Annotated in this window: 15 protein-coding genes and 1 other RNA gene; 10 read left to right on the top strand and 6 right to left on the bottom strand. The window is 59.1% G+C overall.

Annotated features, from left to right (window positions below; translation table 11 throughout):
• The first annotated feature begins 1 nt into the window (after window position 1).
• On the top strand, window positions 2–1,081 hold the full coding sequence (locus GF108_RS15155) for an NAD(P)/FAD-dependent oxidoreductase (protein ID WP_370462183.1): 1,080 nt from the start codon (window positions 2–4) through the stop codon (window positions 1,079–1,081).
• 53 nt (window positions 1,082–1,134) lie between these two features.
• Here GF108_RS15155 and GF108_RS15150 read toward each other — a convergent pair whose 3' ends face one another.
• Complete coding sequence (locus GF108_RS15150) at window positions 1,135–1,446, bottom strand: DUF2853 family protein (protein ID WP_027231861.1); 312 nt, start codon at window positions 1,444–1,446, stop codon at window positions 1,135–1,137.
• 143 nt (window positions 1,447–1,589) lie between these two features.
• Between GF108_RS15150 and ssrA the strand changes: the two genes are divergently transcribed.
• The 4 genes from ssrA to GF108_RS15130 all read left to right on the top strand — a co-directional run bounded on the left by ssrA (window position 1,590) and on the right by GF108_RS15130 (window position 3,665).
• Window positions 1,590–1,947, top strand: a transfer-messenger RNA (tmRNA) gene (ssrA, locus tag GF108_RS15145).
• A 138-nt stretch (window positions 1,948–2,085) separates the two neighbouring features.
• Window positions 2,086–2,427 carry a helix-turn-helix transcriptional regulator gene (locus GF108_RS15140; protein WP_153668710.1) on the top strand — a complete coding sequence of 114 codons (342 nt, stop codon included), beginning with the start codon at window positions 2,086–2,088 and terminating at the stop codon, window positions 2,425–2,427.
• A complete protein-coding gene (locus tag GF108_RS15135) occupies window positions 2,420–2,899 on the top strand; it encodes an SRPBCC domain-containing protein (RefSeq protein ID WP_153668708.1) in 480 nt (159 codons plus the stop codon). Before GF108_RS15140 ends, GF108_RS15135 begins: the two co-directional genes overlap by 8 nt.
• Window positions 2,900–3,107: 208 nt before the next feature.
• On the top strand, window positions 3,108–3,665 hold the full coding sequence (locus GF108_RS15130) for an AAA family ATPase (protein WP_153668706.1): 558 nt from the start codon (window positions 3,108–3,110) through the stop codon (window positions 3,663–3,665).
• Between the two features lie 63 nt (window positions 3,666–3,728).
• Here the strand turns inward: GF108_RS15130 and GF108_RS15125 are convergent, their stop codons facing one another.
• The gene (locus GF108_RS15125) at window positions 3,729–4,937 is read right to left on the bottom strand and encodes a multidrug effflux MFS transporter (RefSeq protein WP_153668704.1); all 1,209 of its coding nucleotides are present in this window, start codon (window positions 4,935–4,937) and stop codon (window positions 3,729–3,731) included.
• A 241-nt stretch (window positions 4,938–5,178) separates the two neighbouring features.
• Here GF108_RS15125 and GF108_RS15120 point away from each other — a divergent pair, with 241 nt between their 5' ends.
• The 5 genes from GF108_RS15120 (at window position 5,179) to GF108_RS15100 (ending at window position 7,622) form a co-directional block, all read left to right on the top strand.
• Complete coding sequence (locus GF108_RS15120) at window positions 5,179–5,835, top strand: TetR/AcrR family transcriptional regulator (RefSeq protein WP_246663966.1); 657 nt, start codon at window positions 5,179–5,181, stop codon at window positions 5,833–5,835.
• Between the two features lie 182 nt (window positions 5,836–6,017).
• A complete protein-coding gene (locus tag GF108_RS15115) occupies window positions 6,018–6,587 on the top strand; it encodes an SspB family protein (RefSeq protein ID WP_027231866.1) in 570 nt (189 codons plus the stop codon).
• Window positions 6,588–6,589: 2 nt separating this feature from the next.
• Complete coding sequence (locus GF108_RS15110; RefSeq protein WP_370462182.1) at window positions 6,590–6,808, top strand: DUF4169 family protein; 219 nt, start codon at window positions 6,590–6,592, stop codon at window positions 6,806–6,808.
• Complete coding sequence (locus GF108_RS15105) at window positions 6,805–7,035, top strand: ribbon-helix-helix domain-containing protein (protein WP_370462181.1); 231 nt, start codon at window positions 6,805–6,807, stop codon at window positions 7,033–7,035. The genes GF108_RS15110 and GF108_RS15105 overlap by 4 nt, the downstream gene beginning before the upstream one ends.
• A 101-nt stretch (window positions 7,036–7,136) precedes the next feature.
• Window positions 7,137–7,622: a VOC family protein gene (locus GF108_RS15100; protein WP_153668700.1), complete on the top strand. Its 486-nt coding sequence runs from the start codon at window positions 7,137–7,139 to the stop codon at window positions 7,620–7,622.
• A gap of 30 nt (window positions 7,623–7,652) precedes the next feature.
• Here GF108_RS15100 and GF108_RS15095 read toward each other — a convergent pair whose 3' ends face one another.
• The 4 genes from GF108_RS15095 to GF108_RS15080 all read right to left on the bottom strand — a co-directional run bounded on the left by GF108_RS15095 (window position 7,653) and on the right by GF108_RS15080 (window position 14,524).
• Window positions 7,653–11,438: an AsmA family protein gene (locus GF108_RS15095; RefSeq protein WP_255453110.1), complete on the bottom strand. Its 3,786-nt coding sequence runs from the start codon at window positions 11,436–11,438 to the stop codon at window positions 7,653–7,655.
• 124 nt (window positions 11,439–11,562) lie between these two features.
• Window positions 11,563–12,972, bottom strand: coding sequence for an FAD-binding oxidoreductase (locus tag GF108_RS15090; protein ID WP_027231870.1), 1,410 nt, complete (start codon window positions 12,970–12,972; stop codon window positions 11,563–11,565).
• Window positions 12,973–13,196: 224 nt separating this feature from the next.
• Window positions 13,197–13,562, bottom strand: a complete 366-nt coding sequence (locus GF108_RS15085; RefSeq protein ID WP_027231871.1) for a DUF2185 domain-containing protein — start codon at window positions 13,560–13,562, stop codon at window positions 13,197–13,199.
• 8 nt (window positions 13,563–13,570) lie between these two features.
• Window positions 13,571–14,524, bottom strand: coding sequence for a hypothetical protein (locus GF108_RS15080; protein ID WP_153668697.1), 954 nt, complete (start codon window positions 14,522–14,524; stop codon window positions 13,571–13,573).
• Window positions 14,525–14,558: the final 34 nt, after the last annotated feature.

Here is a 14,558-nt window from a genome sequence, read left to right as displayed (position 1 = left end):
CATGAAAATTATCGTCGTCGGCGCCGGCATTATCGGCGCATCAATTGCCCGCTCGCTGGCGAAAGCCGGCGCTGAAGTCACCGTGCTCGCCGAGCACGCGGGCGGCGTTGCGACCGCTGCTTCCTTCGCCTGGATCAACGCGAGCTGGGGCAATCCGGAACCCTATTTCCGGCTGCGACGTAGCGCGATGGCTGAGTGGCGGCAGCTTGCATCGGAATTGCCGGACATGCCGCTGCGCTGGTGCGGCAGCCTGTGCTGGGACCTCGCGCGTGATGAATTGCATGCCTATCTGACCGAGCATGGACGCTGGGGCTACGACATCAGGCGAGTTGGCCGTGCTGAGGCCTTCAATCTGGAGCCAAACCTCGCAGAATATCCGGAGTTCGCGGTTGCCGTTGCGGAGGAAGGCGCAGTCGAACCGGTCGATGCCGCGCGCATACTGCTTGCCGATGCGCAAGCCCACGGGGCAACGTTGATCGGCAATGCGAGCGTCACCGCCCTGCGCGAGGAAGGCAGGCGTATTGCCGGCGTCATAACCTCTTCCGGTGAAATGACGGCCGACATGGTGGTGCTCGCCGCCGGATCCGCTGTCACGAAGCTTGCGGCTTCGGTCGGCGTTACAGTGCCGCTTGAGACGCCGCCAGGTTTGATCGTTCATTCGAAGCCAACACGGCAGCGATTGAATGGATTGGTGATTGCGCCCGAAGTCCACATGCGCCAGACGGCGGCCGGGCGTATCATTGCCGGCAGCGATTTCGCGGGAAGCGAACCCGGCGACGATCCTGGCCAAACCGCGGAAGCTCTCTTCGCCAAGGTCAAGGCAATGTTGCGGGATGCGGACGATCTTGCCCTTGAGTTTCACACGATAGGATATCGCCCGACGCCCGCGGACGGATTTCCTGTCATTGGCCGGCCAGCAGGCTGCGACGGCCTTTACATTGCCGTCATGCATTCAGGTGTCACCCTCGCCCCCTTGGTAGGAACCATGGTCGGCGGCGAAATCATGACGCAGGCTGTCGATGAACGCATGGCGCCTTATAGGCTGGAGAGGTTTGAAATCGCCGGCCGCGCAGCCTCCTGACGCAAAATCCCCGGCGCACGGCCAGGGATTTCACATCGATCAGGAAGCGTGAATCAGAGGCTTCCGAGGGCGCCGAGTGCTTTCGCCGTCAAATAGTAGAAGGTGACACGGCTCTTGGTGTTGTCAGCCTTCATGGCGGCACAAACCGACTCGATCGCGGCTTCCGCCTTGGCGGTGTCGGTGAGGCCGAGTTTCTTTTCCACCCAATTGGTACGTACCCGCTTGAGTTCATCAGGGTCCGTGCAGGATACCAGCGACGAGTCGCGGTTGCGCAGGGCAATGCCGAGGTGCTTGACGATCTTGGCAACAGTCGCCTCATCGGCAGCTGCGTCGTAATGGCGTACATCCTTCAAATAGTCAGTCATGGAAATTCCCCTGCTTGCTGGGTGCAATGCCCCGCATTGCAGCCTCCCTGAAACCTGAAGACGCCTCGCGACTGGCCGACGCATGAGGCGGTGACTCTGTATACGAGTCGAAACATTCCCCAGCAACGATTTGAAGTCAATGCACTCTTTCAATTCAACAAATCAGGCCCTATATAAGTCGTGCCGGCTTCGGTCGGCTATGGTGATAAACGGACGATGCAATAAGCCCATTGGACCCGGGGGCAGTACCCGGCGCCTCCACCACAATGCAGCCGATGACGCTGCCTTGTGGCGGGGGCGACACAGGATCGACAAGGGTGTAAAGATCGCTCTTTTGCCCGGCATTGTACCACCGTTATCGGGCTAACTCAGTAGTTGCAAACGACAACTATGCGGAAGCACGTCTCGCCGCTTAATGCGGTGCGATAGCTTCAAATCAAGTCCTAGGGGTTCGCACTTCTAGGCGGGGTTCGGAGGCACCTGGCAACAGAAGCCTCCACTTTCCCTCCCTGTTTCTTTCAACAAAATTCGCCTCGGACCTCGCCCGCTGGACGTTTTCGTTTGTCGACGACCGCTTGACCGCTGTTAACACAGGGTGTATTAAACTCCCAAGTTAAATAACCATTAGGTTCCGTTAAGATGATGCCTGATCGACTCGACACAATATTTTCAGCCCTCGCTGACCCGACGCGCCGCGCAATCCTGGCACGCTTGTCGCTTGGAACGACTTCGGTCACTGAACTCGCGCAGCCGTTCGACATGTCAGGACCTGCAATTACCAAACATCTGAAGGTGCTTGAACGCGCAGGCCTTGTGACCCGCAGCCGTGAAGCGCAGTGGCGCCCCTGCAGTCTCGATGCCAAGCCTCTGAAGGAAGCGACCGACTGGCTCGAACGCTACCGCCAATTCTGGGAAAGCAGCTTCGACCGCCTGGAAGACTATCTGCACGAAGTACAAAACAACGGAGAGCGAGATGGCTGATACCGATAGGGCCCACGTGATGAATGACACTGCGGGACGCGTCCTTACCATCACACGACTGTTCAATGCGCCCCCTGCCGTCGTCTTCGCGGCCTTCGCCAACCCGAAACGGATGATGCAGTGGCTCGGTCCGCGTGATTATCCGGCAACCCAGGTGGAAGCGGATTTTCGCGTTGGCGGCAAGTGGCGCGCGTGCCTCGATTCGGCGGCCACGGGGAAAAAACTCTGGCACGGCGGTGTCTACCAGCAGATTGTACTCAATCGAACGCTGGCCTTCACCTTTGCCTGGGACCAGGAGGACGGTAAGCCTGGAAACGAGACGCTTGTCCACATCACCCTCGAAGATCAGGCGGCGAAGACGCTGATGACATTCCGCCAGAGTGTCTTCGAGACGGCTGAAAGTTGCGACGGCCATGTCAGCGGCTGGAACAGCGCCTTCGATCGTCTCGAAGCTCTGCTCGCGCGCGAATAATTCGGACTTCGAATTTGGGTGGCGATGGTTCGTCGCCGCCCTTGTCAGCGATGGCATTTGATTTCGGTGCTGGTGCACCCTCCCCCCGCCTGCCCATGCGCGCTCTCCAAATTCCCAAAATTCAAATCGGCCAGGACCTAGCAGTCTGTGCCTGACGTCAACGCGTGACGAGTTGCGATCTTTCCGCAACCGTCGAGCCGGAGCATTTATGCAGCGACACATCCAGAACAATTTCATCATTCTCACCGGCGGTCCGGGCTCGGGCAAGACGAGCCTGATCGCAGCCCTTGACCGGCACGGATACGCTACCTCGACCGAGGCCGGGCGTGCGATCATCCGTCATCATCAGATAGTGGATGGCCCTGCCGTGCCATGGAAGGACCCCGCAATCTTCGCGGAACTGATGTTGTCGTGGGAGATGCGTTCCTACGATAGCGCCGCTGACAGCGCCGATCTCGTCTTCTTCGATCGCGGCGTGCCCGACATTGTTGGCTATCTGAAGCTTAACGGTCTTGAAGTTCCCGCCCATGTCCGCAAGGCAGCACGGATATTCCGCTACAACCCGACGGTTTTTATTCTGCCGCCGTGGCCGGAGATATTCACACAGGATACAGAGCGCAAACAAACGCTTGAAGAAGCCGAGCGGACCTTTCACGCAATGGTTTCGGCCTACAGTAATTGCGGCTATGCGCTCGTCGAGGTTCCACGCGTGCCTATATCGGAGCGGGTCGCATTCCTTATCGAAAGCATAGGCGCCGTCACCTGACGACAAAGGCTCCCGGAACTCGCGTTCCGGGAGCCTTCGCATGCTTCTGACGGAGGATCAGAATTATTCGGCAGCAGCTCCCGCCTCAACGACGCGGCGCCTGCCGATTGTTGCCTGGGTAAGAACGAAAGCGCCAACCGCACAAAGAGCGATGCCTATGGCCATCGGCAGGGCCGTGCCGTCGAAAAACACGCCGGCAATGACCATCGCTATCGCCGAGGTGACGAAATGCAACGTACCCATCAACGCCGACGCCGTACCGGCGATTTCGCCGTGGTCCTCGAGTGCCAGAACCGAGGTTGTGGGGATGACGAGGCCGAGGAAGCCGTATCCAACAAAGAGGAACGCCGCCATCACCGGCAGTTGATTGATACCAAGGCTCATGACCACGACCATCGCCGCCATGGTGAGCGCGAACGCCGTGACCGCCATACGCATGACGCGGACGAGGCCAAAGCGGTCGCCGAGCCAGCCGGTCAGTTGCGACACGGCAAAGAACGACACGGCATTGATCGAGAACGCTATGCTGTATTGGGTTGGCGTCAGCCCATAGTGATCGATCAGCACGAACGGCGAGTTCGCGAGATAGACAAGGAAACTGGAAATGCCGAGGCCGCCGATAAAGGTGAGCGTCAGGAAATTCCGGTCGCCAAGAAGCAGGCGGTAGGCCGACATGGCGCTGCCAAGGCCGCTTTCGGCACGCGCCGCGGATGGGCGCGTTTCCTTGAGCTGAGTCGATAGCAGGATAAGGCCGATGAAGGCGGCGATCATCACCGCCCAGAAAACACCGCGCCAACCGTAAAATTCGATGACGGCACTGCCCGTCAGCGGAGCCAGGATCGGCGAAATGCTGAAGACCAGCATCAGCAGCGACATGAGGCGGGCCGCCTGGACGCCCGTGTGCATGTCACGGACGATCGCCCGCGGAATGACCATGCCGGCGGCGCCGCCAATTCCCTGCAGGAAGCGGAAGGCGACGAGCGTCTCGATATCCTGCGCAAGGGCGCAGCCGATGCTGGCGACGGCAAAGAGACCGATGCCTATGTAGAGGGGCGCCTTGCGGCCCCACATGTCGGACAAGGGACCGTACAGCAACTGGAAAATTGCAAAGGAAATGAAGAATGCCAGTAGGCTCAGCTGTACGGCGCTGTTTTCTGCCCCGAGTTCCCTGCCGATCGATGGCATGGCCGGCAAGTACATGTCGATGGCAAATGGGCCGATCGCAGTGAGAAGACCGAGGATGAGAGCGTTGCGAAAGAAGGATGTCGTCATGATGCCAAATCTTTCAAAAGCTGCGGCGCAGAAACCGGATTGTTTCCGCGGTGCCTTGCGATCAGGATGAGGTTTGACGGAGCGCACAGTCTTGGGAGGAAGTACACGTACCGCGTTAATTGGCGTGTCAACAATTTTGGACACAAGTGTAAAATTAGACACCATTGTCTAAAACGTCAAGACGCCTTATCTTTCATTCATGACAAATCGTGAAGTTGCCCTGAAATCCGCGGGGCCCACCATGCGTGGCCAATGTGCCAAACGCCTTTCCATCCTCGACGCCGCTGCCAACGTGTTTTGCCGCGAAGGCTTTTCCGGAGCGAGTATCGACGAAATTGCCGTCGAGGCCAGCGTTTCGCGCCAGACCATCTACAACCACTACCGCGAGAAGGAAACGCTGTTTACCGCCGTCGTCGCCGACGTCATGGACCGGGCCAATGCCGCGCTCTTTTCGGTCCTTGCGACCTTTCCCGAGAAGAGTGACAATCTGGAGAACGAACTGACGGGGTTTGCCATACGTTTGACCCAGAATTGCCTTTGCAATCAGGACGGGCGCTTTTTGCGCAAGCTTGTGCAAAGTGAGGGCGAACGTTATCCGCATCTGTTCGAGGCCTGGCGCCTGCATGGGCCGGGCAAGATTACCACGGCCCTCGCGGCGCTGTTCGCCCGCCTCAACCACAAAGCTATCCTCGACATTGACGATGTCGATGTCGCCGCGCGCCAGTTTCTTGCGCTCGTCAACGCCGACCTGCAGATGGTAACGCTGTTCGGCGAAACGCCGAGCCCGGAACAGATGGAGAGCGCGTCTCGCAATGCGGTCGGCACGTTCCTGCGCGCCTATGCTTGCCACGGCAACGATTCGAACCGCCCTGGCACGCCGCTTTCGGTTGTCGGCTGATCATTATTGCCGCCATTCTCCCTCTCCGCTCACTGCGCTTGACGATCCGCGCAGCCCATCACGTTAAATTTAAGCGCAGTGCTGACAAGCGGTCGCAATTCCTTTAGCCATGCGCCATAATGGTCGAAATTCGGTCACCCTTTCGCTTGACAGGCAGGGGTGAATCCATGGGATAAGAATGCATGCCACAAGATATGATCCGCTACGATATACTTGCCCAGGAAGCGCTTCGGGGCGTCATCCGCAAAGTGCTCGGCGAAGTTGCCAAGGCAGGTCTCCCGGGCAATCATCATTTCTTCGTCACCTTCCTGACTGGCGCGCCCGGCGTGCGAATCTCGACCCGGCTGCACGAGAAATATCCCGAGCAGATGACGATCGTGTTGCAGCATCAGTTCTGGGACATGCAGGTAACCGACACGCAGTTTGAGGTTGGCCTCTCCTTCGGCGACGTGCCGGAGCGCCTCGTCGTGCCATTCTCGGCCATTCGCGGCTTTTATGATCCTTCGGTCAATTTCGAACTTGAATTCGATGTCGAGATTGCTGAAACGGTCGGGGACAATGATCAGGGCGTCACCAGCATCGCGCCTGCCCAGCCCGAAAAGCCCAAGGTCGCAACGCCGAGCGCCAAGCCGAAACCGCCCGTCAAGGCAGCGAAGAAGCCCGCAAAGGCAGGCGGTGAAGCTGCTGAGGAAAACGGCGAGAAATCATCGGCTTCCGTCGTATCGCTGGACTCCTTCCGCAAGAAAAAATAGCCGTGGGCGAGATCGTCAACCTTCGCCTGGTCAAGAAGCGCAGGGCCAAGGACGCAAAGGACAAGCACGCCGCCGAGAACCGCATCCGGTACGGTCGCACTAAGGTCGAAAAGCAATTCGAGCGCGATGAGACCAACAAGGCCGCGCGCTTTCTCGAAGTCAATCGGCTGGAAAAGCCCGACGCCACCGATCAGGCCGACGTGCCTACGGACAAGACGTGAGCGCCGTCCGCAAGCGCTCAGTTTCCATTCATGGCCACCGCACGAGCTTTTCGCTCGAAGACGCCTTCTACGACCTTCTGCTCGACATCGCCAAAGCCCGCAATCTGACCATCGCCGGTCTCATTGCTGAAGTGGATGAGACCCGCGACCGCAATTCCAATCTTTCGTCGGCGTTAAGGCTTTATGTTCTCGACTGGGTGAGAAACGCCGGCAACAATCGGCCGTAAATAGCTGTTGCGACTCTGCAAAAAAATATCGGCGCGGTGTCGGTCCGGCCCATGCTCGTTCGTCCTCGGAGCGGTTGAATTCAAATCGAAAGGAAGGATAGATGCCAGCCAACCAGAAGATTACGCCATGCCTTTGGTTCGACGGAAATGCTGAGGACGCGATTGAGTTCTATTTGTCGGTTTTCAAGGATTCGAAGGTTCTTGAAATTACCCACTGGGGCAAGAGCGACCCGGAAAAGGAAGGCAAGGTCTTGATCGCCAAGTTCCAGTTGGCAGGCGAGGAATATCTCGCCCTCAATGGCGGGCCGCAGTTCAGATTCACCGAGGCTGTCTCACTCACCGTCGACTGCACCAACCAGGAAGAAATCGATTATTACTGGGAAAAACTGACAGCCGATGGCGGCGAACCCGGACCATGCGGCTGGCTCAAGGACAAGTTTGGCCTGTCATGGCAGATCGTTCCATCGTTGATCATGGAAATGCTGCAGGACAAGGACGTGGACCGGTCGACGCGCGTCATGAATGCATTGATGGATATGCACAAGCTCGAGATCGCCGAGCTGCAACGGGCCTATGACGCCGGATAGACTGCGCTCATCGAAGGAATTCTCTCCGACCTAAAATTTTGGTTCGAGCGTCTTCAAAAACTCGTCGACGGACTGCTTGTTTATCGTACCCGATCCCTGTGACGGGGTCACAGCTGCGCCGCCCTGCCCTTGCGCGGGCGGCGTTTGGCCCTGTTCAAGGGCCTTCTGGGCTGCGGCTTCGTCCGCCGCTCTCTTTGCCGCAGCCGCCCGCTCCTCGGCGGCGCGTTTTTCCGCCTCGGCGCGTTCAGCCGCTTCCCTTGCCTCTTGTTCAGCCTTCAACCGCGCCTCCTCGGCAAGACGCTGCCTTTCGTCCGCACGCGCCTGGAAAAGTTGAGCCTCGCGGCGCAGCCGCTGCTTTTCGACAAGCGCCGCCTGCATGGCGTCGACCCGCTGTTGCTCGCGTTCAAGCGCCCGCTGCGTCAGGAATTGCTCCAATGGCTGCTGGTTGAGCGTCACCTTCGGTGCTGCCCAAGGCCCATAGAGGCTGAACTCGACGACGGGATCGGCCCCGGCCACGGTCGATTTTCCGGGATCGAAAACGAAACGTCCCTGCGATGCTACGGTGAGATCGGGAAAGTTGACACGAAGATCGGCGCCGAGCGTCGCTCCCTCGCTCGCCAACTGGAACGTCGACGTGCGCGCCATGCCGCCGGCGATGGTGAAGGCGAATTCGGCAGCGCCGGCCTTGAACTCGCCAGTGTTGAGATATTTGCCGATCGTGGCGTCGATCATTGCCGGGGTAACCGGCCCGTCGGCCGCATCCGTATCGGTCACAATCGGCTTCAATGCGGCTGGATTGAGGGCATTGATCGCAAGATCGGCGACAGAAATGACACCGGAACCCGCCACCGACTGCATCATCTCCGCCACTGACGTGCCGGTTGAATTGACCGATGCCGATATTTTTGTCTTACCGCGGAGCGGCACGAAGGGGATTACGTCCTCATCGGGCTTGTAAAGCGTATCGAGCGCCGTTCCGTCCAGGGTGAACTGACCTGTCGCCAGGCCCGTTCCGCTTGTATTGCGCAGTTCGAACATGCCGTTGAAACTGCCGCCGAGAACATCCCCCTTCGCGTCATCGAAGCGCAACGATCCGTCTTTCAGCGCCGTGTTTGCCTGAAACTTGCCGATCGTCCCGAGGAAACCGGCATCCGCCTCGTTTGCATTAAGCTTCAGCTTGAAATTCAGAGGAAACAGCGGTGTGCCCGAAAAAGTCGTCGTCGGCCATGGCCCGCGTGCCTCTGCTTGGAGCGCGCTGGTCCCGAGCATGAAGTCACCGAGAGTCGCAAGATCGAGATGCGCCACATTCAAATCGCCTTGAACGTCGGGGACCTGGTTGGCGATTTCTAGTCCGAGCCGTCCGCCGACCTTGGTGCCGCTCACCTGGCCCGCAAAATCGGGAAGGTTAAGCCTGCCCTTGCCCAGTTGAAAGCTGCTGGCGAGATCCACGGGCATGCCATCGCCAAAGCCGGGAAGCGTGTAGCCTGCCGTCGCGATATAGGGTTCGAGGTCCGCTGCCTTGATCGAGGCTCTTCCTTCGCCGCTGAGAACATCGCCAATATTGCGAAACACGCCATCGACCAGCGCCTGTCCGTCCGATGCTTTAAGCGAAAGTTGCGTTTGCAGCCCGTCCTTCTCGTTGCCCTTCAAGGCAAGATCCGCTTCAAGCCCGCCAGCAAGCCCAAGAGGCAGCGCCGGCAGGCCGATGAACGCCATCAGGGCTTCCGCCTGTTCGCTGCGCGAATCCATGGTGAGTTCGAGGCTTCGCAAACCCTCGCTGTTCTTCGAGGTCGTGCCTGAAAGCGTGACGTCCATACCGCCGGTCTTGCCGGCCGCGCTCAAGGAGAACTCGTTGGTACCGCTTTTTCCCTGCAGGCTATTTGCGAGAACGTTGAGCTTGGTTTCCTCGAAGAGGCCGGGATAGCTTGCCGCATGCTGGCTGAGCGACGTTATGAATGGGAAGTCGGGAAATCTTCGCGCCATGGCCGTCACGAAGGGAGCAAGGTTGTCGGAAAGAACGGTCGAATCGATCGAGCCGGATGGCTCCGCCTTGAAGGGTTCGAGCTTGCCGGTTGCGGTAATGGTGGCCCCGGCGACATTGCCGATCGTCAGGCGATCTATATCGAAGACGCCGTCGCGCAGGCGGAATGAGGTGTCGAGCGTTTCTGCGACAAGACCGCCATGGGTGACGGGTCCAGCTTTCAGATGCACATCGAGGTCCTGTCCGCGCAATTGCGGTGAACCATCGTCTGAAGGCTGGCTATTATTGCCGAAGATGGCGGCGAATGCTTCAAGCGCATCGGCGTCAAGCGCGCCGCCCTCGAGCACCAGTTGCGTCAGCGGCAGGGATTCGCCCTTGGCGCTACGCAGAAGCGAACCCTTCAGCGAGGCCCCGCCAAGGGCTACCTCGAGATTGTCGATCTTCTGCAGGTCATCGCGCAGACTTACATCACCAGAAAAGCCCGCGCCCGGCAGACGCCGGATGGCTTCGTCGACAGAATTGGTCAGCCATGCTGCGAGCCCGGAGGGCTGCCGCGAAGCGACGAGCAACCGGCCGTCGAAGCCGAAATCATCGCCGACCCTTAAGGTGCCCTTTGCCTCGAATTGCGTGCGTCCCGGCAGTTCGGCCCGCAATTGGTTGATCGTCCAGCCGGCTGCGGATGGCGCAGCGTCGATGGTGACGGAGCGGATGGTCGTATCGCCCGCAACGATCGCGGGCAGTTTGAGGTCGATCCTGCCCGGCACGGTTGGAATTGGCAGCTGGTCCATGAGGCGGCGGAACACCGCCAGACGCTCGGCCGCCGTTATCGGGGTCGGCGTTGCGCCTTTCGCCGGCTGAACCTGCTCCGCGAAGGTGACCTGCTGCCCGTCTGCCGTCACTTCGAAGTGGGGGTTCTTGCCATAATCGAACAAGGCGGTGCCATTGACCACATAAGGATCGTCCACGGGCCCCTGCTCCATGCGGAACTCGGGGATCGTCACCTTGGCGTGATCGGCCTCGAAGCGGCCTGTCACGCGCAGGCTGGACAATAGCGGCTTTGCTTTTTTCGGTTCGACTTTGGCGCCCGTTGCCGCCGCGACTTCATCGGCCGAGCGAATGGCGATACTGCCGGTATATTTAAGGCCGCTGTTCTGAAGCGAAACGAGACCGTCGGTTTCGAACGAGGCCGGAACACTGTCAGGGGTGAAGCGGGTGCGCAGGTTCATCGTACCATCGGGTTTGACCGCGCCCGTCGATGCAGTAACGGCGGTCTTCTTGCCGTTGAAGAACAGCGTGCCATCGAAGCTCCAGGGTCCGGACAGATCGTTTGCCGCAAGCGTGGCATCCAGATTGGTAACCGTACGCGTCGTTCCCGTGGAAGCATCGCGGATGATGATCGATCCGTCCGTGATGCGCATGTCTTCAAGCCGTACCTGCGCGGAATGAAACGGCGTGCGCGGACGGATCGCCCAGTCGAACGCCCCGTCCTTGTCGATTCGAACGGTGGCCCGCGGGTTCTCGATGCGCATGTCGAAAATCAGGATTTCGCCGCGTATAAAGGGCGCAAGCTCCGCATCCATTGAGAACTTGTCGATCGTCATGACGGGCTCGGTGCCGGGATCGCCGACCCGCACATCGGAGAATGTTACCGAAGGAAACGGCAGGAGACGCGCGCTCGCGCTGCCCGCAACCGTAACGGGCCGGCCCAGAAGCGCCGACGCCTCCCGTTCGAACGACGAACGATAACCGGCCCAGTCGACGAAATAAGGCACGATCAGTGCTGCAGTCAGCACCAGGACGAGGAGTCCACCAATGAAAACAAAAAGGCGTGCCAGGTTCCTGCTCCGATCACTCTATCTTGGGCGCTATACCAGAAGATTGCGCACGCGGACGTGACAAGCGCCTCGCTCGCACGCAATCCTCAGAAAAAGGTTCAGCGCCCCGAATCAACTTGCAAGCTCAAAGCCGTAAGATCTTGCCGGGATTCATGATATTGCCCGGATCGATGGCGCGCTTGATCGTTTCCATGACGTCGACCGCGCCGCCAAGCTCTGCTCTCAGGAACTTGATCTTTCCCTGCCCTATGCCGTGCTCACCGGTGCAGGTACCATCCATTGCAATGGCCCGCAAATTGAGGCGCTCGACGAAGGCTTCGACCTTTTGTATCTCCTCGGGGTTCTTTTCATCGAAAAGCACCAGCACATGGAAGTTGCCGTCTCCCGCATGGCCGACGATCGGCGCGATGAGGCCGCTGCTCTCGATGTCGGTTTCCGTCTCTACAATGCATTCCGCCAATCGCGAGATCGGGACGCAGACATCCGTCGACAGGGACTGCTTGCCGGGAGCGAGCGTCATGCAGGCGAAGTAGGAGTTATGCCGCGCCGACCAGAGTTTCTCCCGCTCCTCAACATTTGCGGTCCATTTGAACGCGCCGCCGCCATTGGCCGCAGCGATTTCGCCGAAGAGCTCCGCTTGTTCCGCCACCCCGGTTTCACTGCCGTGGAACTCGAGGAAGAGGTAGGGCGCCGGCTCGTAGTCGAGCTTTGAATAGGCGATCATTGCCTGCATTTCGAGCTGGTTGACCAGTTCGATGCGCGCCACGGGAATGCCCATCTGGATCGTTTCGATCACCGTGTTGCAGGCGCTCTCGAGATCGGGAAACGCACAGATGCCGCCAGAAATCGCCTGCGGAATGCCGTAGAGCTTGAGCGTCAGTTCGACAATGATGCCAAGCGTGCCTTCGGAACCTATGAGGAGCCGCGTCAGGTCATAGCCCGCGGATGTCTTCTTCACCCGTTTAGACGTGGTGATGAGACGACCGTCGGGCATCACGGCTTTCACAGCCAGAACATTCTCGCGCATTGTGCCGTAGCGCACTGCATTCGTTCCCGAGGCGCGCGTCGCCGCCATGCCGCCGAGGCTCGCATTGGCGCCGGGGTCGATCGGGAAGAACAGCCCGGTATCGCGCAGATATTCGTTAAGCTCCTTACGCGTAACCCCAGGTTCGACAACGACATTCAGATCTTCGCTATAGACTTTCAGAATGCGGTTCATGCGCGACAGATCGATCGATATGCCGCCGGCCGGCGCGTTCACATGGCCTTCAAGGGAAGTGCCTGTTCCAAACGCGATGACCGGTACCTGCCACTCTCCGCAAAGGCGCACGACCTCCTGCACGTCCTCGACGGATTCGGCGAAGACGACGAGATCGGGAGCCTGGTTCGGAACGTAGCTTGTGGTGTGGGCATGCTGTTCGCGAATGGATTTGCCGGTTTGGGCATTATCGCCGAAGCGCTTCTTGAGAATCGATACGACAGTTGCAATTCCGTTCTCGTTGCGCAGCAATGCCTCTGCGTCTGCCAGTGCCATTTCAGTCTCCACCCTTCCGCGCATCGTTTACGGCCGAAACCGGCCACCAACTCATGCATGCGCGTTCGCACACTCTTTTTGACCACCACCCGCGCACAAGCGAGGGCTGGGCACAACAATCGAGGATTCATCGATTATCACTGCATTTTCGGGGAATGCACGTGACTTGTCCAGTTGTAACTCAGTGTGAAAGCTGCTGGCCCAGCGCGTCGCAACGCCGCGTGTCAGTCTTCCTCGTCGTCATCGTCGTCCGGATGCCAATCGGTCACCGCGACGAAGCGTTCCTGCTGGCCGGTCTTCTCGAAGACACTGCCGACCGGAGCGTCCAGCAAGGGGATAATGCTCGGATCGTAATTGGCGATCGTATTGACGTCAAAGATGCCGCTGTTCTCCGGATCTTCCATGTAGTCGTCGCTCTCAAAGCCGGAAAGGAAGCGCCAGCCACTGTCGAACTCGTTGTCGGGGTCTTCGCGGTACATGAAACGCACCGGAAAACCATCGATCGTTATCGTGTCCGTAGCGATGCAGCCACCATAGTTGCGAATCAATGGCCGTATCTGGTCTTCACTGAGTCGATAGCTCTTTTCCATGACTAATTTTAATTGATCGTCATGGATTTGGCTAGTTTACGGAAGCGATCGGCATATTTGGCCTTCTCACTGTCACGAACGATCAGGATGGCGCGGACATATCGGCTGGCCTCGAAACGGGCGATTTGAGCAACGTAGAGAGGATCGCCGCTTGCCGCATCCTTGGCGCTGCCGTCGATCTCGACCCATTCGGCGCCTTCGGCTTCGGAACTCGATTCATTGTCGGAACTGACATCCTTGATGCCGGTCAGCGAGGCGAACGCTTGCCTGGCAAAGTCCATGCGCGTGGACGGCTCGGGCGCCGTATTGAGATTTGAGGCAATGATTACCATCGGCTGTGTGGAGTTCGTCGCAACGTCATTTGCTCCTTCGGTCAAAAGAAACGTCGCGCCGGCGATGACGCGCACAGGACGAAAGCCCGCCATGTCGGTCAGCTTGAAGGGGAGCGATGCGATCTGTTCATCGAGGCTCGGCGGTGGGCGAACGACGATGCTGCGCAGGGCCTGATCGACATCGGCATCGGACAGGCCGCCTTGGACGCCATCGGGAATTTGCACCGTGACCATGGCCGTCGTCGATTGTGCGCCGACAAGCACGATCCATTTGCGATATTTTATGCCTGCTGCCATCTGGCTGCCGCGCATGAGCTTGGAGACGACCGCGCCCTGAACCGGCCAGTTTTCAGGCTGGCCCACAGTTTCGATGCCCGTCTCGCGCAGGCCCTCGGGATTGAATTTCGCCGCCAGTGCAGCATAGGCGTCAGCGGGCATTTCGGTGACAACGACGGAGGTGCCCTTGGCTGCGTCTTCGAAACCGCTGAAATTGGTGGAAAGCACCAGCCCGGGCGGCGGGACAAGCCCTATGCTCGATCCGCCCGGAAATACGACATCATCAGCGCGGCTTGCCCCAATGCCGGCGAGCAGCAACATCAGAAAGCTAAGGGCAATTGTGACCAGGCGCATTTGCGGTTCCTTGCGTGAACGTCATCCAGAAGTA

Origin of the sequence: Phyllobacterium sp. SYP-B3895 (assembly GCF_009647635.1) — a bacterium.
In the GTDB taxonomy this organism is placed as follows: Bacteria; Pseudomonadota; Alphaproteobacteria; order Rhizobiales; family Rhizobiaceae; genus Phyllobacterium; species Phyllobacterium pellucidum.
The sequence above is the reverse complement of the archived record's forward strand: the minus strand, read 5'-3'. Positions and strand labels throughout refer to the sequence as shown.